The organism is Bacillus testis (assembly GCF_001243895.1).
In the GTDB taxonomy this organism is placed as follows: domain Bacteria; phylum Bacillota; class Bacilli; order Bacillales; family DSM-1321; genus Bacillus_AD; species Bacillus_AD testis.
The window spans coordinates 3825743-3846152 of record NZ_LN851186.1 but is presented as its reverse complement, the minus strand read 5'-3'; the positions used below and the strand labels follow the sequence as shown (position 1 = coordinate 3846152).

Sequence of the window (20410 nt, the reverse complement as noted above, 5' to 3'; positions counted from 1 at the left end):
ATAAATGATCCGCACGGAAGAAATGCTTTTGAATGTAGGTCCCCAACATCCAAGCACACACGGTGTATTCCGCCTTGTGCTGAAAATCGATGGAGAAACGATTGTCGAAGCTACACCGGTGATCGGGTATTTGCACCGCGGCACGGAAAAAATCGCTGAAAACCTGCAGTATACACAGATTATTCCTTATACCGACCGTTTAGATTATCTGGCGGGCATGACCAATAATTATGTGTTATGCCATGCGGTGGAAACGATGATGGGCCTAGAGATTCCCGAGAGGGCTGAATACCTTCGAGTGTTGGCCATGGAACTTGGGCGGATTTCTAGCCATCTTGTTTGGTGGGGGACCTATCTGTTGGATATCGGGGCCATCAGTCCGTTTCTTTATGCGTTCAGGGAAAGGGAAATGATTCTTAATCTGCTGAACGAACTGTCGGGAGCCAGAATGACATTCAATTATATGAGGGTCGGCGGAGTGAAATGGGATGCGCCGGACGGCTGGATCGATAAGGTGAAGGCCTTTGTCCCCTATATGAGGGAACAGCTGGCAGGATACCATGATTTAGTGACTGGCAACGACATTTTTATTAACAGAATAAAAGGGGTCGGCGCCTATACGAAAGAAGAAGCGCTGAACTATTCATTGAGCGGGGCGAATATCCGTTGTACCGGGGTCGATTGGGATTTGCGCAAGGATGAGCCGTATAGCATTTATGACCGGTTCGATTTCGACATTCCGGTTTATGAGACGGGCGACGCATGGGCCCGCTACCATTGCCGGATGGACGAAATAGAGCAGTCGCTGCGGATCGTCGAGCAGGCGGCCGAACAATTTCCTGCAGATGGACCAATTCTTGGCAAGGTGCCGCGGATTGTAAAGCCTCCAGCAGGCGAAGCGTTTGTCCGGATTGAATCGCCGCGAGGAGAATTGGGCTGTTATATCGCCAGCGAAGGGAAGAAAGAACCGTACAGGCTCAAATTCCGGAGGCCGTCTTTCTACAATTTGCAAATACTGCCGAAGCTGTTGAAAGGCGAAAATATCGCCAACCTGATTGCCATTCTGGGTGCAATCGATATTGTGCTTGGGGAGGTGGATGGCTGATGGTGGCAAATTGGCTGAATACCGAGCCAAGTTGGCATACTTTTTTGGCATTTGCTGTCTGCGCCATCATTTTTCTGTTCATCCTGCTTGGCTTTGTGACGTATGCCATCCTGGCTGAACGGAAGGTGATGGGCTTCATGCAGCTCCGCTTCGGCCCTAATACCGTCGGCGGGAAATGGGGCATCCTCCAGACCGTTGCCGATGTGCTGAAGCTGCTTTTAAAAGAAGACATTATTCCGAAGCTGGCTGACCGGCCGCTGTTTATAGTGGCGCCGATTATTGCTTTCGCGCCAGCTTTCATGGTACTTGCTGCCATCCCGTTCACAGAGCATTTTCAATTCGCTGACCTGGGAATCGGGCTCCTTTACTATATTGCTGTGTCGGGAATCACAACAGTGGGCATTGTGGCGGGCAGCTGGGCTTCCAATAATAAATATGCCCTGCTTGGCGGAATGCGGGCGGCAGCCCAAATGATCTCCTATGAAATCCCGCTTGTGATGTCGGTTGTCGGTGTCATTATGATTGCCGGAAGCCTCAATTTGAATGACATCATCGCTTCCCAAAAGCAATTGTGGATGATTGCTATGCAGCCGCTCGCTTTTGTGATTTTTATCATTGCATCTGTCGCTGAGTTGAACCGGACGCCTTTCGATTTGCCGGAAGCGGAATCCGAGCTGGTGGCGGGCTTTCACACAGAATACTCCGGCTTTCGCTGGGCATTCTTTATGCTCGCTGAATATGTGTATCTGTTTGCCATGAGCGCCCTTACCGCCATTTTGTTCCTTGGCGGCTGGCTTCCTTTGCCGTTCCTTGGCTTTATTCCGGGAGCCGTATGGTTCGCGCTTAAATTCAGTCTGGTTGTCTTTGTGCTGATCTGGTTGCGGGCTTCATGGCCGCGGCTACGCGCCGACCAATTGATGGAATTCGGCTGGAAGGTGCTATTGCCATTGGCGCTGGCCAATATTTTTCTTACAGCGCTTGTTAAGGTGCTGTTCTAAAGAGTATTCAGCCAGTAGGGAGGCAAATCTCCCGCCAAAGTGATATCTGCTTAACCATTTACAAAGGAGTGGGATCATGCTCGGACTTTTTAAGGGGTTGACTTATACGCTCAAGAACCTTTCTCGTTCCAAGGTTACGTATGCCTATCCGGATGAGCCCTTGCCAGTCCCTGACAGGTTCAGGGGCATCCAGAAATTCTATCCGGAGAAATGCACAGTATGCAATCAATGCGCGAATATATGCCCGACCGATTGTATCAACTTAAAGGGCAGCAAACATCCGGACCCGGAAAAAAAGGGGAAGATCATCGAGACATTCGATATTAATTTTGAGATCTGCATATTATGTGATTTATGCACGGAAGTGTGTCCGACGGAAGCCATTATTATGAGCCATCAATTTGAGCTGGCTGAATTCAGCCGTGATCAATTATTTAAAAATCTGGAGTGGCTTGACGAAAACGACCGCAATCTCAGAAAGGAGAACAAGGCATGAATGTTTCCGGTGAATATGTTGCCTTTATAGCCTTGGCAGCAGTGGTGGTGGGGGGCGGATTGATGATGCTGGCGATGAAGAAGGTGGTCCATATGGTGCTTGCGGCCGTCTTCACTTTCATCAGCATTGCCGGTTTATATATTCTCCTGTCGGCAGAATTTCTGGCGGCGGTCCAGATCCTCATCTATTCAGGTGCCATTACGATTATGATGCTGTTCGGCATTATGCTGACGAAGCAAAATGATGAAGAAGAAAAGCGGAGAAAAAAGCAGGGTAAATGGTTTGCTTTGGCTGGAATCGCTATATTCGCCGCGGTTGTGTATATGGGCATTTACGACTTAGATTTCGGTTCTGAAGGAGCGGCTCTTCATGAAGACAATACGAAACAGATCGGCATGGAGTTGTACAGCAAATATCCGATACCGTTTGAATTGGCTTCCGTTCTTTTATTGGCGGCGTTGGTCGGAGCAGTAATCCTGGCGAAAAGAGAGGAAGGAGAGGAAGCCGAATGAACGGAGTGCCATTGTCCGCTTATCTTGTACTGGCGCTGGTGCTGTTTTGCATCGGGCTGTACGGAACGCTGACGAAACGCAATATTGTCATCGTTTTGCTTTGCATCGAATTCATGCTCAACGCAGTCAATCTGAATCTGGTCGCTTTCAGTAAACATGGCCTGGTTCCATCTATTGCCGGCCAGGTGTTCTCTCTTTTCAGCATGACTGTAGCCGCGGCTGAAGTCGCAGTCGGCTTGGCCCTCTTGATCGCTTTTTACCGTACACGCCAGTCGGTCAACGTAGACGATGCTGATTCCATGAAGCATTGAGAAGAGCAATCTCTATGATACCAGAAATAACCATATGACCTTTTGTATCAGGCATATGGGCTAAAGGGGAATAAATATGATGGAAAATGCTTGGATTATCCCTCTGCTGCCGTTGTTATCGTTCATCGTGCTGCTTTTGTCAGGGAAGCATCTGAAGGAAAGGAGTGCATATATAGGCATTGCCTGTACGATGGTTTCTTTTCTTTTGTCTGTTTTCGTCCTTTGGGAAAGGATGGCGGGTCCTTCTTTTAAAGCAGAGGGAGTATGGCTTCGTATCGGAGACGCCCAGATTACGGCAGGGATTGAAATCAATCCGTTAAATGCGCTGATGCTTGTCATTGTGTCGTTGGTCAGTCTTTTGGTTCATACATATTCAAAAGGATACATGCGCGGAGACGGCCGTATTTCGACTTTTTATGCGTATCTTGGCCTGTTCACCTTTTCCATGCTCGGCTTGGTCATGAGCCCAAACTTGCTGCAGCTGTATATGTTTTGGGAACTAATGGGGCTGGGTTCGTTTTTATTGATTGGTTACTATTTTGAAAAAAGAGAAGCCCGCGACGCTGCCAAAAAGGCGTTTATTATGACGCGGATTGGCGATGTCGGCTTATTCATAGGGATAATCCTCTTATTCTGGAAAACAGGCAGCTTTGAATTCAGCGCTATTTTTCAGGCGGTGGACGCAGAAATCCTCTCCTCGGGAACCATCACATTGATTGCCGTGTTGATTTTTATTGGGGCGATCGGCAAGTCCGGCCAATTCCCTCTCCATACATGGCTTCCCGATGCAATGGAAGGGCCGACTCCGGTCTCGGCACTCATTCATGCCGCGACAATGGTGGCTGCAGGGGTTTATTTGGTTGCAACGATGTATCCGCTTTTTGCGGCAAGCGATGCGGCAATGCTGACAGTCAGCATCATCGGTTGCTTTACGGCCTTATTCGCAGCCATCATTGCCATTACGCAAAATGATATTAAGAGAGTGCTTGCCTATTCAACAATCAGCCAACTGGGCTATATGATGCTGGCTCTCGGTTCGGCTGGATATGCGGCGGGGATTTTCCACCTGATGACGCATGCATTCTTCAAGTCTTTGCTGTTTCTGGCAGCGGGCAGCATCATTCATGCCCTGTCGACACAGGATATCCGCAAGATGGGCGGGCTCTGGGGAAAATTGAAGCTAACTGGGCCCTTTTTCCTGATAGGGACGCTGGCATTATCCGGTTTTCCGCTGTTGTCCGGATTCTTCAGTAAGGATGAGATTCTGGTAGCCGTCTGGAATGATGGCCATTACATCTTGTTTTTTATCGCTTTGCTGACCGCTTGTATGACCGCTTTTTATATGTTCCGCTTGTTTTTCCTCATTTTCGCCGGACGCGGAGAAACGAAGGACCGGACGATTAGCGAGGCGCCGGTTTCGATGCTGCTTCCCATCATGATTCTCGGAATTTTGGCGGCGGTGAGCGGCTATGTGAACACGCCATGGTTCGGCACCTATCTGGAAGACTGGCTTGCAGACGGCAATCACCTGTTGGCAGGTACACACGGAGGAGGAAGCGGCTGGATCATGCTTGCCAGTGTGCTTGTGTCTCTGGCAGGCATAGGCGCTGCGTATAGGCTGTATGGTAAAAAACGCAATAGGGAGAAGTCAGGATTTGCGGCAAGCAAAGGGTATCTGATCGCGAAGAATCACTTCTATGTGGACGAATGGTATGGCCATAGCGTGATTCCGGCTGTACAAAGCATCAGTATTTTTTTGCTGGCTGTCGAAATGTTTATCGTTGAAGGCCTTATGAAGGCAATCGCGAGCGGCGTCCGGCAGTTAGCGAAAGCAGGCTCTTTCTTTCAGAATGGGCAAGTTCAGCTGTATGGAACGGTCGCCATAATAGGGCTTGCCGCTATGCTGTTCATTTTTGCTGCGACGGGAGGGTATATCGGATGAACGGATTCGTGTTGTTGTTGGTGGTTCTTCTCCCTTTGATCGGTGTATTGGCCTTATGTTTTGTGCCTAAAGGAAATGGCCGGTTGATTAAAGGCATCACGCTAGCCGCGGTCCTGCTGCCTTTTTTGCTGTCCTTGTATGTATCCTTCCGTTATCGGGGGGGAGCGCCGCTCGAGGTGTTTGATGCTTCGTGGAAATGGTTCCATTTCGGCAATTTTGCCAAGGTCCAGTCGTCGCTTTTTTCCGTGAATATCGAATTGGGCTTGAATGGCCTGTCGCTGTTGCTGTTATTGCTTTCGACACTGCTTTCTTGCTTGGCTTTCTTTGCCTCGCTGCGCTGGATCCAACAAGGATGGAAAGTGTATGGGATCCTCCTGTTGCTGCTTGAAACAGGGATGATCGGTGTATTTGTTGCCGGTAATTTATTGTTGTTTTTCGCTTTCTTCGAAATGACGCTTGTATCGCTGTTTTTTCTGGTCGCAAAATGGGGAGGCGAGTGGAAGGAAAAGGCTGCTTTCCGGTTTTTGGTCTACAACGGGCTCGGCTCTTTGCTTCTGCTTGCAGTCTTTATGGTCATCTTCGCCAAAACGGGAACCGACCAGATCGGCGCCTTGCAGCAACTCTTGCCGTATGGCGGTTCAACGGTCACTTATATGAGTGAACCACTGAGATACAGCCTCCTTATTGCCTTGCTGATTGCCTTGGGGGTGAAGCTGCCTATCGTGCCTCTCCATTCGTGGATGATCGCTGTCCATCGAGAAGCGCCGCTGCCGATTGTTATGCTCCACTCGGGTGTTTTATTAAAGATTGGCGCCTATGGCCTGATTCGTTTCGGCATCGGCTTTTTTCCCGAACAGTTCAAGGATGCAGCAACCATCATCCTGGCTCTTGGCTTGGTGAATCTATTGTATGGGGCTTTCCTGGCTTTGCTTCAGAAAGATGTGCGCAGTGTGCTGGCTTACTCTTCGGTATCCCATATGGGAATTGTGTTGATTGGGCTGAGTGTCATGGACGAAGCTGGCATTCAGGGCGCCGTCGTCCAAGTAGTTTCCCACGGCTTGATCTCGGCGCTGTTCTTCCTGCTGGCTGGTTGCCTGTATGAACGGACGGCTACTTTACAGCTCGATGAAATGAGCGGTTTGGCTAAAGAAATGCCGCGCCTTTCCGGCTTTTTATTGGCTGCTGGGATGGCGTCCATCGGTTTGCCGGGCACATCCGGCTTTATCGGTGAATTCCTTCCTTTTCTTGCCCTGTTCCATATCCAGCCTGTGTGGGGGGCGGTAGCGTCGCTTGCTTTGGTGTTGACGGCTGTATATATCCTGCGGTTGGTGATGGGGATCACTTACGGCCCGGTCCGGTTTCAGTTGTTCCGTCCTAAGGGGGACTTGCAGGCCGGTGAATGGGCGCCTGCTTCCGTGCTCGTTTTATTGGTTATTGCCATCGGTATTTATCCAGCTTTGCTGCTGGAGTATGCACAACCGGCCATTACACAGATTACGACTGGATTAGGGGGATGATGAAAGTTGGATATGAAAACGGTGCTTTCCTTTCAGTGGAGTGCCATGCTGCCTGAATTCATCATTCTTGGCATGGCTGTAGTTTTGTGTACGATCGATTTATGCATGCCCGCTAAATATGGACGCCGCAATCTTGGATATGGGGCGCTTGCTGGTACGGTTTTAGCCATTGCATCATTGGTGCCCCTGATGTCCGAAGAGGTTGTTTCCATTCTTGGGGACACATTCCGCTTGGATTCTTTTGCGGTGGCGTTCAAGTTTATCCTGTTGGTAGGCGGTGCACTCGTTCTTCTATTGGCGGTCAGCTATCGTCCGAAAGAGGGGATGAAGGAGACACGGGGAGAATTCTATTATTTATTCATGATTGCTTTGCTTGGAGCCATGATGTTGGCATCAAGCGGAGATTTGGTCACTCTGTTTGTAGCGCTTGAGACTTTATCTATTTCTTCCTACATATTGGTCGGCATCCGGAGAGGGAATGCGAAGAGCAGCGAGTCTTCGATCAAGTATGTGATCAACGGGGGAATATCAACGGCAATTACCTTGTTCGGGATGAGCTACCTCTATGGTTTGACGGGGACGACCAATCTGAAAGAAATGGGAACCATCCTATCCCAGATTGGGGATGGGCAGCTTCTGTATATTTGTGGAATTGCCTTTTTCATGATGTTTGTCGGATTATGCTTCAAGCTGGGAGCCGCGCCTTTCCATATGTGGGCGCCGGACGTTTATGAAGGCAGCCCAACGCCTGTCGCAGCTTTTCTTAGTGTCATCAGTAAAGCAGCCGGCTTTATTCTGCTCTTGAGGCTCCTTCTTGCCCTGTTCCTGAATGCACCGGGTGATATGGAAGGAATCGTCGGGTTTTTGGACAGGTACAAGATTTTTATCGGGGTCGTGGCGGCTGTGACGATCCTGATTGGCAATCTCGTGGCGCTGAAGCAAAAAAACCTGAAGCGCTTAATGGCCTACTCGAGCGTTGCCCATGCTGGCTATATATTGATTGCTATCGGAGCGCTTGGCTACTTCACGACCAGTGCCATCTGGTTTTACTTGGCGGCCTATTTATTTATGAGTATAGGTGCATTTGCAGTCATACAGCATGTCGGGGACCAAACAGGAAGTGAAGATATTTCTTCGTTTGCCGGCATGTATAAACAGGCCCCGGTGCTTGCTGTCCTTTTTGCCCTGTTTCTGCTATCGATGGCCGGTATTCCGGGAACCGCGGGATTCATCGCCAAGCTTTCCATATTATTGGGTGCATTCGCTATGGATCCCAGCCATTATGCGCTGGCTGCCATTCTGCTGGTCGGGACTATTATTTCGTATGTTTATTATTTCGGTATCATGAAACAGCTGTTTTTCAGAAACCAGGACGGACCCCGTTTTTCATCCCGTTTGCCGGCTGGCGTAATGATTGTGCTTGTGGTTTGTGCATTCGGAACGATCGGTCTTGGCCTAGTTCCCGGCGTTGCTATTGATTTTTTATTCAGCCATTTCGGCGATTTTGAGGATTTCCTGCAATAAAAGCGGGTTTAATAATCTGAAAATTTAAAAGATTGGGGTTTACAGGTAGGTGGAGGTGTGATAATATAATTAAAAATTAAGAATACTTTAGTGCGATGACGAAGAAGAGTATCTATGGCGAAGTCTCAAGAGAGCTGATGGAAGGTGCGAATCAGCGATGGGTTCATAGTGAATGGGCTTCCGAGCATCCGGACCGAACCGTTTGAAGTAGGCTCCGGCGAATGACCTCTCCGTTATAAGAGGCGGGTATTCATATGCATGCAGGGCATGCGTCGATACCGGTTGAGTGGCTGTTTACAGCCAATAAAGGTGGCACCGCGGGTTTCTCGTCCTTTGGGATGGGAGCCCTTTTTGTGTGGAAATAGAATAAAAAAATCGTTGAATAAGAGTAAGTAGAATGGAATCATGCTTTTTCAGAGAGTCGGCGGCTGGTGCGAGCCGACAGGCATTTCCGTTTGAATGGGCTTATGAGAGGCCCGCTGAATCTAGTAGGTAAGCGGGCACGGTTTCCTCCGTTATAGGGATAGGGTATACCAAAGATGTCTTTCTTTGCGTACCTGAAGAAAGTGAAAGAAATAATTTATTTCTTTAACAGAGGTGGCAACGCGGTCTCGATCGTCCTCTACAAGCATTCGCTTGTAGGGGATTTTTTTATGTTCCGGGCACGCTGCTTTTAAATAACGTTGAGGGGTGATTGGATGAAGAAACTATTCGTGAAGGAACTCGAAGGGGATATGCTGACGCCGATTGGCATCTACCACAGCATCACCGGCAGCAAGAAATGTTTGTTGGAAAGCTCTCTCAAGCATGAACAGCAAGGGCGCTATTCATTTATAGGCTGCAATCCCGGCCGGGAGCTGGTCTCTGCTGACGGAGCCACGATTGTGCTGGAAGGAGGAGATTCTATCCAAAAAGAAGGCCGGTTTCTGGATGTGCTGAGCAGCTTTCTGCAACAAGAAAGCGTGCATGGAGATTCTCCTTTTCCTTTAGTGGGAGGAGCAATCGGCTATATAGGCTATGACATGATCCGCCAATATGAGGAGATTGGGGGCGAGCTTCCCGATTGCATTCAAATGCCGGACGCCCATTTGCTGTTTTACCAGGATATTGTTGTCTATGACCACATCCTGCAGAGGGCCTATATCCTTTCGGCAGGCAGTGACCAGGAAGAAGCGCACTTTCAAAAACGCGCAGCCGAAATTGCCGCTGACATCTACCGGGGAGTAAAGCCACAAGGGAAAAAAGCAGAAAGCGGTGCGACGGTTGATTTCAACAGCCATCTTTCAAAAGAAAAATTCATGGCCATGGTCGAAGCCGCCAAAAAAGCAATCGTCGCTGGGGAGGTTTTTCAGATCGTCTTGTCGTCCAGGTTCTCGGCTCCTTTTGAAGGGGACTCTTTTTCTTTCTATCGCAGCTTGAGACGGAATAATCCCTCCCCCTATATGTACTATATCGATTTTGGGGATTATCAAGTGGTGGGATCTTCGCCGGAAAGTCTATTGAAAGGCGACAGAGAGACCGTCTATACGAACCCGATCGCCGGAACGCGCAAAAGAGGGCGTTCTCCGGAAGAAGACGGCCGGTTGCAAAGTGAGCTGCTCCGCAATGAGAAGGAGTTGGCTGAGCATATGATGCTGGTGGATTTGGGACGCAACGATCTTGGCAGGGTGTGCAGGATCGGTTCGGTGGAATTGGTTAAATACATGCTGATCGAGAAATACTCGCATGTCATGCATATGGTTTCGGAAGTGAGGGGCATCAAAAATCCGGGCATTTCAAATGAAGAGGTGCTGGCATCATGCCTTCCCGCCGGCACCGTTTCAGGGGCGCCGAAAATCCGGGCAATGAACCTGATCAATCAGTTGGAAGCTGAAAAACGAGGGCTGTATGGAGGAGCGGTCGGTTATTTCTCTTACAGCGGACGCTTTGATTTTGCCCTTGCCATCCGGACGATGGTCGTGAAAGAAAGCAAAGCGTATATCCAGGCGGGAGCTGGCATTGTCTATGATTCAGATCCGGCTGCGGAATTTGGGGAAATCCTTCATAAAGCGAAGGCGCTCATGGAGGTGGAGGTATGATTTTAATCCTCGATAACTATGATTCTTTCACCTATAACCTCTATCAACAGATCGGCAAGTACGAGAGTGATGTGGAAGTGGCCAGGAACGATGCCCTTTCCTTGGAGCAACTGGAGAACCTCCAGCCAAGTGCAATTGTGCTCTCACCGGGTCCGGGGAGGCCTGAAGATGCCGGCATATGCATGCAGGCAGTAAAGAAATTCAGCGGCATAATTCCGATATTGGGCATTTGCCTGGGACATCAAGCGATTGCTGCTGCTTTTGGGGGAGAAATCGTCGGAGCCCAACGGATTATGCACGGAAAGCGTTCAATCATCAGCCATTCGGGAACGGGCATCTTTGCCGGCACGCCTGAATCAATCGAAGTCATGAGATACCACTCGCTGGCAATGGCTAGCGAAAGCCTGCCAGAAAGTCTTTGCATCACTGCACAAGCGGCCGATGGGGAAATCATGGCATTGCAGCATAAGCAGCATTTGACGTACGGTCTGCAATTCCATCCGGAGTCGATCGGAACGGAGAATGGGGAGATATACATCCAGAATTTTTTGCGCCAGGTAAACGTGTATCACGGAGAAAGGAAAGGGGAGATCAGGATTTGAAACATTATTTGCAGATGTTGACGAGCAAGCAATCATTGTCGCATGAAGAAATGAAGGCGGTTGGATCGGCGCTTTTTAAAGAGGATGTGTCAGACAGCGAAATAGCCGGCTTGTTGATCGCGCTGAAATCGAAAGGCGAAAGTGTAGGGGAAATAACGGGGCTCGTGGAAGCTTTGCGTGAACAAGCGCTCCCTTTTACCTCGCGCATCAAGGGGGTTATGGATAATTGCGGGACGGGCGGGGACGGGACGCATAGCTTCAATATCAGTACCACTTCTTCTTTTGTCATAGCGGGTGCCGGCATTAAGGTTGCAAAGCACGGCAATCGCAGTGTCAGCAGCAAAACAGGAAGCGCCGATGTATTGGAAATGCTCGGCGTGGATCTGGAACAGCCTCCGGCAGCTGTGGCTGAATTGCTGGATGAGGTAGGCCTTGCCTTCTTATTTGCCCCCTATGTCCATCCGAATTTGAAACGCATCATGAAAGTAAGGCAAGACTTGAAAATCCCGACGATCTTTAACTTGATCGGCCCACTGACCAACCCAGTCTCCTTGGACTTTCAGCTTCTTGGCCTGTATGGGCGGCAATATGTGGGGTTATTTGCCGACGTTCTTAAAAAGCTCGGCCGCAAGCGTGCAGTGGTGGTCAACGGGGCGGGTTTTATGGATGAAGCCTCCCTGGCCGGTGAAAACGTGATGGCGGTGCTCGAGAATGGATGTGTCCATCATTTTACCTTTTCCCCGGAAGAAGTGGGGCTTGCGGCTGTTCCGAATGAAGCCATCAGAGGAGGGGATGCAGCAGAGAATGCCCGTATTCTTGTATCTGTCCTTGAAGGCAAAAAAGGGGTATATCGGGATACCGTCCTATTGAACGCGGGATTGGGCATCTATGCCGGTGGCAGGGCGGCTACGGTTAAGGAAGGAATTAAAAGGGCGGAGGAAAGCATCGATAGCGGTAAAGCCTACAGCATCCTGCGGAAGTTGGCCGAAAAAAGCTCAAGAAGGAGGATGGTCCTATAATGAATATTCTTCAACAGATACTGGCGGAAAAAGAAGAAAAGATCAAACAATTGAAAGCAGAGAGTATCCTTCCCCTAAAGAGGGAGCCGCTATCGCTGAAACAAGCGATCCAGAAGCAGCACCCTCTTGGTGTGATTGCCGAAATCAAGCGCCAGTCGCCTTCGAAAGGCGAGCTGAAAAAGGACATCGATCCTGCTGCCAGAGCCATCCTGTATGAAAAGTCAGGGGCTGCGGCCATCTCGGTTCTGACCGATGAACCATTTTTTAAAGGAAGCTATGGAGATTTAGAAGCAGTCAGGAAGGCGGTCGGCATTCCGATCTTATGCAAGGACTTCATTATCGATCCCATTCAGCTGCGGAAAGCGCAATCGGCCGGCGCGGATGCTGTTTTGTTGATAGTGGCGGCGTTGGAGGAAAGACAACTTCAGTATTTATACAAAGAAGCCACTGCGTTAGGATTGGAAGTTCTGGTCGAAGTCCATGACAAACGGGAGTTGGAGGCAGCTTTGGAGCTGGGCGCAGAGGTGATTGGCATCAATAACCGCAACCTTTCCACCTTCGAAGTCACGCTCGACACGACAGCTGAATTGATCCCTTTAGGCAAAAAAGATAACACTCTTTTCATTTCAGAAAGCGGCATCCACACACGCCTGGATGCAGAAAAAGCGCTACTATCGGGAGCCGGCGGCATTCTGGTCGGAGAGGCGCTGATGTGTGCGGACAATATAGAGGCCGCCATGGCTGAATTGACCCGGCCCGTGAGGAGGGAAGGCAGATGAAAGTGAAGATATGCGGAATGATGGATGCAGAACATGCATCAGCAGCCCTCCGCATGGGAGCGGATGCTTTGGGATTTGTCTTTGCCTCCAGCCCACGGCAGGTTTCGCTGGAAAGGGCCAGGTCAATCATTAGGCAGCTGCCGCAAAAGGGAGAAAAAGTCGGGGTTTTCGTAAATGAAAGCCGTGAAAACATGGAAGCGGCTGTTGATTATTGCGGGCTGACGATGGTGCAGCTCCACGGCGATGAGAGCGATGTGTTGTGTAGTTCGCTCTCTGTCCCGGCCATTAAAGCGGTGGGGATCCGCAGTGAGAAAGATGCCTTCCGCGCCTTCCGGTACACCAGCCCTTACTTGTTGGCGGACAGTCCGAAAGAGATCTACCACGGTGGCAACGGCAAAACGTTCGACTGGGGGCTGCTCACCCGCTTGCAAGCTGGAATGGAAGGGCGAAAGCTGATTTTAGCAGGCGGACTGACAGCTGATAACGTGGAGCAAGCCATTGCTCTTGCAAAGCCTTATATGGTGGATGTGTCGAGCGGTGTGGAAAGCAATGGCGTAAAGGATCTGAAAAAGATGGAGGCATTTATCAAAAAAGCAAAGGGAGCGATGTGAAATGGCAGCTTATTCATTGCCAACCAAGGACGGGCGCTACGGGATCTATGGAGGCCGGTTCATTCCGGAAACGCTGATGGAAGCCGTTGTCCAATTAGAAAAAGAATACGAAGAAGCCAAGAAGGACCCAGATTTTCAAAAACAACTGGACTATTATCTAAAAGAATATGTGGGCCGGGAAACGCCGCTTTATTATGCGGAGCGGCTGACAGAATATGCCGGGGGCGCCCGGATTTACTTGAAGCGTGAAGACTTGAACCATACCGGCGCCCATAAGATCAATAACACGATGGGGCAGGCCCTATTGGCAAAAAGGATGGGCAAGAAGAAGGTGATTGCAGAAACAGGAGCCGGCCAGCACGGGGTGGCAACGGCGACAGCCGCTGCTTTGCTGGATCTTGAATGCCGGGTGTTCATGGGCGAGGAAGACATTAAAAGGCAGAAATTGAATGTATTCCGCTTGGAAATGCTGGGAGCTGAAGTGATTCCGGTGTCATTAGGAAGCGCCACGTTGAAAGACGCAACCAATGAAGCACTGAGATACTGGACGGCACACGTGGAAGACACCCATTACCTGATTGGTTCTGTTCTCGGCCCGCACCCGTTTCCACAGATTGTGCGCGATTTCCAAAGTGTCATCGGCCGCGAAACAAAGGCCCAATTTCAACAAAAGCACGGACGGATGCCAGATGCGGTCGTTGCTTGTATCGGCGGCGGTTCCAATGCAATGGGAATGTTTTATCCATTCTTAGAGGAAAAAGCGGTCAGGTTGGTCGGCGTGGAGGCAGCAGGCAAAGGAATTGATACGCCTTGGCATGCAGCTTCGTTGACCAAAGGCAAGACAGGCGTGCTGCACGGAGCAAAAATGTATCTTCTCCAGGATGGCGACGGCCAGGTAATCGAGGCGCACAGTATTTCTGCGGGTCTTGATTATCCAGGCGTCGGTCCGGAACACAGCTTCCTGAAAGATAACGGAAGGGTGGATTATACAGCGGTGTCCGATGAAGAAGCATTAGAGGCCCTTCAACTGTTATGCAGGAAAGAAGGCATCATCCCGGCTCTCGAAAGCGCGCATGCTGTCGCCTACAGCATCAAGCTGGCCAGCCAAATGCCGAAAGACCATAATATCGTGGTCTGCCTATCCGGAAGAGGAGATAAAGACGTGGAAGCAGTAAAAGGATATTTAGGAGGGAGAGCCAAATGAGCCGTATTGAAACAGTGATTCGACGTGTGAATGAGAGCGGAAAGAAATGCTTCGTTCCTTATATAATGGCCGGAGACGGGGGCCTTGATCGATTACTGCCGACTCTAAAGCTGCTGCAGGAAGCGGGCGCTACCATGATTGAGATAGGGATTCCTTTTTCCGACCCGGCCGCTGATGGCCCTGTCATCCAGGAAGCAGGGAAGAGAGCGCTGGCAGAAGGCACAACCTTGCCGGGGATTTTTGAGGCACTTCGGGATGTCCGTGAGCATATCCATATCCCGCTCATCTTTATGACCTATTTCAATCCGATTCTTGCCATGGGCGCAGCCTCCTTTGCGCAATCCTGCGCCGCACTCGAGATAGACGGCTGCATCATCCCTGATCTGCCGCTCGAGGAGGAAGTGGAAATCAAGCCATACCTGCAGCCCTATAAGATTGACCTGATCCGTTTGGCATCCATTACAAGCCCGCTGCAGCGGCTGCAGGCTCTTGCGGACGGCGCGGAAGGTTTTCTCTATGCTGTGGCGGTTAAAGGAGTAACAGGAGTGCGTGAAAAAACCGAAGCCAGCTCGCTTGCGTATATCAGAAGACTAGCCGGCCTCAGCTCCATCCCAGTCCTGGCGGGATTCGGCATCTCCTCTCCCGGGCAGGCCCGCCAAATGGGCGAAGCCTGTGCGGGCGTCATTGTCGGGAGCCAGATCATTAATCATTTGCAGGAAGGAAAAATAAAAGAGATCGAGGACTTCATTCATGGAGCGAATGGAATAGGCATGCGGGAATAAGCGAAACATTGTCCCCCTGCCTTCATGAAGGTTGGAAATGGGAGTCCTAGAGCCAGTTCGAACAGGATACATGTTATGGGAGCAGCCACTGTAAAGCTGCTCTTTTTTCGTGCGGTTTCTATGTATTTGGATATAGCCGGGAATGCCTGGGGGCAGGGTTCTAGTCTAAAATTCCCTTTTTCTAAAAAGAAAAAGTATTTTGTTTACTAGCCGGCTGTTTATTTATATAATATATAGGTTGGTATTTGGGAATTTATTGTAATATTTGTATCCCACCGAAAATCCTCTTTTTTCAGCCAATCTATGTTAAAATGGAAGGTGGAGTTATAAAAGGAGGAAGCCGGCATGTTTGCAAATCTCGGACAACAAGCGATGCTTGGAATTGCTTCGCATCTATTTTTCATAGCTATCACTTGGTGGGCCCTCCAGGCTTTACACTTTGACAAATTGCTCAGAGGAAACCGGGTCGTGCAGGCAAGAGTGCTGTATATTCTCTTGACGATTGCCATCGGGACACTGGTGAGTACGTTTTTCCTGAATTACTTATCATGGTCAAGACAATTGCCTTATCTATTTCGGTAAATGTTTAATCGCCCTGGCAGTCCGTTTTGGTATATTTGTGCTTTTTTTAACATACCAGCTTCACAGATTAATAGGAACATAACAAGTATATGGTTGGCCTTTTCTGGAGAGACTTAATAGCAAGTATCTTTCGGGGGGCAAAAAAATGAAACGTTTTTTGATGTATGCCATTATATTTGGTTTCATATGGTTCTGTGTTGGGAATATAACGACTGAGGCTACGAGCGATGAAGCTGATTTGGATCGGATTTATAGCATTTTAAAAGAGAATAAAAACATAAAAATAGAGGGATGGTCGCTGACAGCTAGAGAATTGCTACTCTCTATCTCCGATGAAAATGAATTCAAAGAGCAACTTAACCAACTAAAAGCTAAACTTCCTAGTTTCAAATGGAATATGGATCACCAGCCTGACAAGATAACGGCGGTGGGCGTATACCGGGATGCAGATGTGCGGGAGACCGTGACGTTTGCTCTTGCACGCACGAACAGGCAAGAGTCATATATTACATATGAAATCCAGGGAACGACATATAGGCCTCAATGGAAACAAGAAATGAAAGAACGGATTCAAAACAGGAAAAAATTTTTATTCAGGCAAAATACCACATTTTTCACTTGTATCAAAGGGCGCTTCAATGATACTATTGACGAGGTTTTAACTTCTAGAATAAACGCCTGGATGAAAGATTTCAAGGCAGTGGAAATAGAAAGTTTAAAAGAAAAAAAGTTTATTTCCATTACGGCGAAATCGCCTTTATTCAAGCAGACATATGTGAACAAACAATATAATTTACAACTAGCCATGAGATCTGATGGAATGGGCTCAAGTACTTCCTTTGTAATTGGCACACCCATCATAACATTTGAATATTAATATAGAGAAAATGGACGCGGAGGGGAATACTTTTGGAAAAGATCATCGTCCGCGGCGGAAACAGACTGACTGGAACGGTCAAAATTGAAGGAGCTAAAAACTCCGTACTGCCTGTTATCGCTGCAACATTATTAGCAAGCAATGGTAAATGCGTTATTAAAGACGTGCCTACTCTCTCCGATGTATTTACGATTAACGAAGTATTACGCAACTTGAATGCTGATGTAGCATTTGACAATAACATGATCACTGTAGATGCATCCAGAGAGCTATTTGTTGAAGCACCATTTGAATATGTACGAAAGATGCGCGCATCTGTTTTAGTTATGGGCTCACTTTTGGCTCGAAACGGAAAAGCGCGTGTTGCTTTGCCGGGAGGCTGTGCGATTGGATCCCGTCCGCTTGACCAGCACCTTAAAGGATTCGAAGCAATGGGTGCGAAAGTAAAAGTAGGCAACGGATTTATTGAAGCTGAAGCTGAAGGAAAACTGCACGGCGCGAAAATCTATTTAGACTTCCCGAGTGTAGGCGCAACTGAAAACATTATGATGGCTGCGACGCTTGCCGATGGTACAACTATTCTTGAAAATGCTGCTAAAGAACCTGAAATCGTGGATTTAGCAAACCTTCTTAATAAGATGGGCGCTAAAGTCAGAGGTGCGGGAACTGCAACGATTCGCGTCGAAGGCGTTGAATCGCTTACAGGGACTACCCATACTATTATCCCTGACCGTATTGAAGCCGGTACATTCATGGTAGCTGCAGCCATTACAGAAGGCGATGTATTGGTGAAAGGCGCTGTCGCCGAGCACCTGTCATCCCTTATTGCAAAAATGCAGGAAATGGGTGTAGAGATTACTGAAGAGAGCGAAGGCTTGCGTGTAAGAGGAACAAAACACTTAAAAGCAGTCGATATCAAAACGATGCCTCACCCAGGCTTCCCTACAGACATGCAATCACAAATGATGGCATTGCTGTTGAAGGCTGAAGGAACAGGCATGATCACTGAAACGGTTTTTGAAAACCGCTTTATGCACGTGGAAGAATTCCGCCGCATGAATGCCGATATCAAAATTGAAGGACGTTCAACCATCATTAACGGACCGTCCGATTTACAAGGAGCGGAAGTGGCAGCAACCGATTTGCGTGCAGCTGCAGCACTTATCCTTACAGGACTTGTAGCCGATGGCGTTACACGTGTAACGGAATTGAAGCACTTGGATCGTGGTTATGTGAATTTCCATGGTAAATTGGCTGCCCTTGGTGCAGATATTGAACGTATTAATGAAGATTTGAATACAGAAAGCAAAGTAGCCGAAATTAAAGCATGATTTCCGCCTTTGCACAAAAACGAGCCCTGCCGCTAATCCGGCAGGGCTTTTTTTGATGGTTTTAAGATTGCTAGAATAGCCGGTAAAATGGGGGATTGAGAGAGAAAAAGGTCATAATTCCCGCACGGATCCCATAGGATGTTACAGTGAGACAGATTGAGAGGGAGGCCGTTCTAGTGAAATCTATCAAGCCTATCGCTGTACTAATGATGATTGTGGCACTCATTACTGTATTAATCCCTGCCGTCTTGGTGCTTCCGTTTTACAAAGAGGGTCAAGAGAATGGCGCCTTGCTGGAAGAGCATCCATCCACCAATAAAGAACAGGATGATGCACTGCAGGCATTGAATGATTCCAAAATCGAAGTGGCTGTATTGAGGCATGCCACTCAGAAAACGGAAAAGCTGCCGCTGGAGAAATACGTGGCGGGTGTTGTGGCGGCAGAAATGCCGGCAACGTTTGAACTGGAGGCGTTAAAGGCGCAAGCACTGACAGCGCGCACATTTATCATTGATTCCATGGTCAGGGGCGGCTCCGGCGATTTACAAGGAGCGGATGTTTCCGACACGGTCAATGACCAAGTCTATAAGAGCGATAAAGAAATGAAAGCCATATGGAAAGATGATTATAGCTGGAAGCTTAACAAAATCGCCAAAGCAGTCATCGCGACAAAAGGCGAAATTATTACGTACAATCAACAGCCGATTACCGCCTTCTTCTTTTCCACCAGCAATGGCTATACGGAAAATTCGGAAGCCTATTGGAAAAATGCGGCCCCCTATCTCAAAAGTGTGGCATCTCCCTGGGATAAGGCTTCGCCTAAGTTTGCCGACACTAAAATCATGACCCTTGGCCAATTTCAGAAGAAACTTGGCATCAATCTGAAAAATAAAACGGATATCGGCCAAATAACAGGGCGGACACCGGGGAAACGAGTGGCGTCCGTGAGCTTCGGAGGGAAGGAACTGACCGGAAAAGCCATCCGTGAACGCCTGGAACTGAAATCGACGGACTTCACTTGGAAGAGGAAAGGGAACAATATCATTATCACGACAAAGGGTTATGGCCACGGCGTAGGAATGAGCCAATATGGAGCCAATGGCATGGCCAAAGAAGGAAAAACATACAAAGAGATTATTGAATATTACTACCAAAATGTTCAGATTGCCTCGGCAGATCCGGTAGTGAATAAGATTGTCGCCCGAAAATAAAGCAATAGGAAAAAGCACTGTCTTCATTGAGGTGACCCCCAAAAGTTAGAGTTTTATATTAAGCAACTAATTGGCTGGCGTGAAGACGGTATTGAACCGGGCTCATGCCAGCTAATTTTTGTTTAATTCGCTTGTTATTATAATAATGAATATAGGTTTCAATCTTCTCTTTAAGATCCTCATACGTACACAGAGCTTCTCCATAATACATCTCTTGTTTGAGTAATCCGAAAAAGTTTTCCATCGGTGAATTATCCAAACAGTTCCCTTTCCGGGACATACTTTGGAATACCTTGTTCTTCTGGAGGGTTTTGACCCATTTTTTATGTTGATAGTGCCATCCCTGATCGGAATGAACGGTTGTTCTATAGGGAGAATCTTTCACGATATCCAGTGCTTTCTCAAGAGGCTGGAGGGCAAGCTCTAAGGTTGGACGCGGCCCTATTCCATACGAAAGAATTTCACCATTGAATAAATCCATAATAGGGTTTAAATACAGTTTTACACCCTCTTTACACTTGAACTCTGTGATATCAGTGGTCAATTTTTGATGACACACATTCGTGTAAAAACGTCGGTGGATGCGGTTCTTAGCTATTGTCCCGACGTTCCCTTTGTATGAGCTGTACCGACGCGATTTCCTTCTGAATTTATCTCCTTTAAGCCCTTGTTTCTTCATGAGGCGCTGCACCTTTTTATGATTTACCAGGATCCCCCTGTTTCTCAATTCCAGGTGGATTCGACGGTATCCGTAATTGCCATTGTTCTCTTCAAAAATGGCTTGAATACACACTTCAAGTTCTTGATCCGGATTCTCTTCCTTCATCTTTTTTATATGATAATGATAAGTGGCTTCAGGTAGATTCACCCTACATAACACATCTTTTAATCGGTATTTTTCTTTGAGTTCGTATGATAACGCTGCTTGT

20 protein-coding genes and 2 other annotated features are annotated in these 20410 nt (G+C 48.3%); of the genes, 19 read left to right on the top strand and 1 reads right to left on the bottom strand.

Annotated elements, in window-relative coordinates; translation table 11 throughout:
• The first annotated feature begins 4 nt into the window (after positions 1–4).
• From BN1765_RS18945 to spoIID, 19 genes are all read left to right on the top strand, one after another.
• Complete coding sequence (locus tag BN1765_RS18945; protein WP_050616583.1) at positions 5–1105, top strand: NADH-quinone oxidoreductase subunit D; 1101 nt, start codon at positions 5–7, stop codon at positions 1103–1105.
• On the top strand, positions 1105–2103 hold the full coding sequence (gene nuoH / locus BN1765_RS18940) for an NADH-quinone oxidoreductase subunit NuoH (protein WP_050616582.1): 999 nt from the start codon (positions 1105–1107) through the stop codon (positions 2101–2103). Before BN1765_RS18945 ends, nuoH begins: the two co-directional genes overlap by 1 nt.
• A 76-nt stretch (positions 2104–2179) precedes the next feature.
• Positions 2180–2599, top strand: coding sequence for an NADH-quinone oxidoreductase subunit NuoI (gene nuoI / locus BN1765_RS18935; RefSeq protein ID WP_050616581.1), 420 nt, complete (start codon positions 2180–2182; stop codon positions 2597–2599).
• Positions 2596–3111, top strand: a complete 516-nt coding sequence (locus tag BN1765_RS18930; RefSeq protein WP_050616580.1) for an NADH-quinone oxidoreductase subunit J — start codon at positions 2596–2598, stop codon at positions 3109–3111. The genes nuoI and BN1765_RS18930 overlap by 4 nt, the downstream gene beginning before the upstream one ends.
• Entirely contained in the window at positions 3108–3422 is a 315-nt protein-coding gene (gene nuoK / locus BN1765_RS18925) for an NADH-quinone oxidoreductase subunit NuoK (protein ID WP_050616579.1), read from the top strand. The genes BN1765_RS18930 and nuoK overlap by 4 nt, the downstream gene beginning before the upstream one ends.
• 76 nt (positions 3423–3498) lie before the next feature.
• Entirely contained in the window at positions 3499–5364 is a 1866-nt protein-coding gene (gene nuoL, locus BN1765_RS18920) for an NADH-quinone oxidoreductase subunit L (protein WP_050616578.1), read from the top strand.
• Complete coding sequence (locus BN1765_RS18915) at positions 5361–6881, top strand: complex I subunit 4 family protein (protein ID WP_050616577.1); 1521 nt, start codon at positions 5361–5363, stop codon at positions 6879–6881. Before nuoL ends, BN1765_RS18915 begins: the two co-directional genes overlap by 4 nt.
• A gap of 6 nt (positions 6882–6887) precedes the next feature.
• Entirely contained in the window at positions 6888–8405 is a 1518-nt protein-coding gene (nuoN, locus tag BN1765_RS18910) for an NADH-quinone oxidoreductase subunit NuoN (RefSeq protein WP_050616576.1), read from the top strand.
• Between the two features lie 86 nt (positions 8406–8491).
• Positions 8492–8742 (top strand) — a binding site (T-box leader).
• A gap of 32 nt (positions 8743–8774) precedes the next feature.
• Positions 8775–9031 (top strand) — a binding site (T-box leader).
• A 72-nt stretch (positions 9032–9103) separates the two neighbouring features.
• Complete coding sequence (trpE, locus tag BN1765_RS18905) at positions 9104–10483, top strand: anthranilate synthase component I (protein WP_050616575.1); 1380 nt, start codon at positions 9104–9106, stop codon at positions 10481–10483.
• Entirely contained in the window at positions 10480–11085 is a 606-nt protein-coding gene (locus BN1765_RS18900; RefSeq protein WP_050616574.1) for an anthranilate synthase component II, read from the top strand. The genes trpE and BN1765_RS18900 overlap by 4 nt, the downstream gene beginning before the upstream one ends.
• The gene (trpD, locus tag BN1765_RS18895; protein WP_050616573.1) at positions 11082–12104 is read left to right on the top strand and encodes an anthranilate phosphoribosyltransferase; all 1023 of its coding nucleotides are present in this window, start codon (positions 11082–11084) and stop codon (positions 12102–12104) included. Before BN1765_RS18900 ends, trpD begins: the two co-directional genes overlap by 4 nt.
• Positions 12104–12883 carry an indole-3-glycerol phosphate synthase TrpC gene (gene trpC / locus BN1765_RS18890; RefSeq protein WP_050616572.1) on the top strand — a complete coding sequence of 260 codons (780 nt, stop codon included), beginning with the start codon at positions 12104–12106 and terminating at the stop codon, positions 12881–12883. The genes trpD and trpC overlap by 1 nt, the downstream gene beginning before the upstream one ends.
• Positions 12880–13494 (top strand): phosphoribosylanthranilate isomerase, encoded by a 615-nt coding sequence (locus BN1765_RS18885; protein ID WP_050616571.1) that lies wholly within the window; start codon positions 12880–12882, stop codon positions 13492–13494. Before trpC ends, BN1765_RS18885 begins: the two co-directional genes overlap by 4 nt.
• A gap of 1 nt (position 13495) precedes the next feature.
• Positions 13496–14698, top strand: coding sequence for a tryptophan synthase subunit beta (trpB, locus tag BN1765_RS18880; RefSeq protein ID WP_050616570.1), 1203 nt, complete (start codon positions 13496–13498; stop codon positions 14696–14698).
• Positions 14695–15480 (top strand): tryptophan synthase subunit alpha, encoded by a 786-nt coding sequence (trpA, locus tag BN1765_RS18875; RefSeq protein WP_050616569.1) that lies wholly within the window; start codon positions 14695–14697, stop codon positions 15478–15480. The genes trpB and trpA overlap by 4 nt, the downstream gene beginning before the upstream one ends.
• 345 nt (positions 15481–15825) lie before the next feature.
• The gene (locus tag BN1765_RS18870; RefSeq protein ID WP_050616568.1) at positions 15826–16062 is read left to right on the top strand and encodes a DUF1146 family protein; all 237 of its coding nucleotides are present in this window, start codon (positions 15826–15828) and stop codon (positions 16060–16062) included.
• Positions 16063–16207: 145 nt separating this feature from the next.
• A complete protein-coding gene (locus BN1765_RS18865) occupies positions 16208–16939 on the top strand; it encodes a YwmB family TATA-box binding protein (RefSeq protein ID WP_050616567.1) in 732 nt (243 codons plus the stop codon).
• A 32-nt stretch (positions 16940–16971) separates the two neighbouring features.
• The gene (murA, locus tag BN1765_RS18860) at positions 16972–18270 is read left to right on the top strand and encodes a UDP-N-acetylglucosamine 1-carboxyvinyltransferase (protein WP_050616566.1); all 1299 of its coding nucleotides are present in this window, start codon (positions 16972–16974) and stop codon (positions 18268–18270) included.
• A gap of 176 nt (positions 18271–18446) precedes the next feature.
• Positions 18447–19481 carry a stage II sporulation protein D gene (gene spoIID, locus BN1765_RS18855; RefSeq protein WP_230199550.1) on the top strand — a complete coding sequence of 345 codons (1035 nt, stop codon included), beginning with the start codon at positions 18447–18449 and terminating at the stop codon, positions 19479–19481.
• Between the two features lie 58 nt (positions 19482–19539).
• On the opposite strand, the gene BN1765_RS18850 is transcribed toward spoIID, so the two are convergent.
• Positions 19540–20410 (bottom strand): IS3 family transposase (locus BN1765_RS18850; RefSeq protein ID WP_147554275.1); only part of this gene is annotated, 871 nt, incomplete at its 5' end.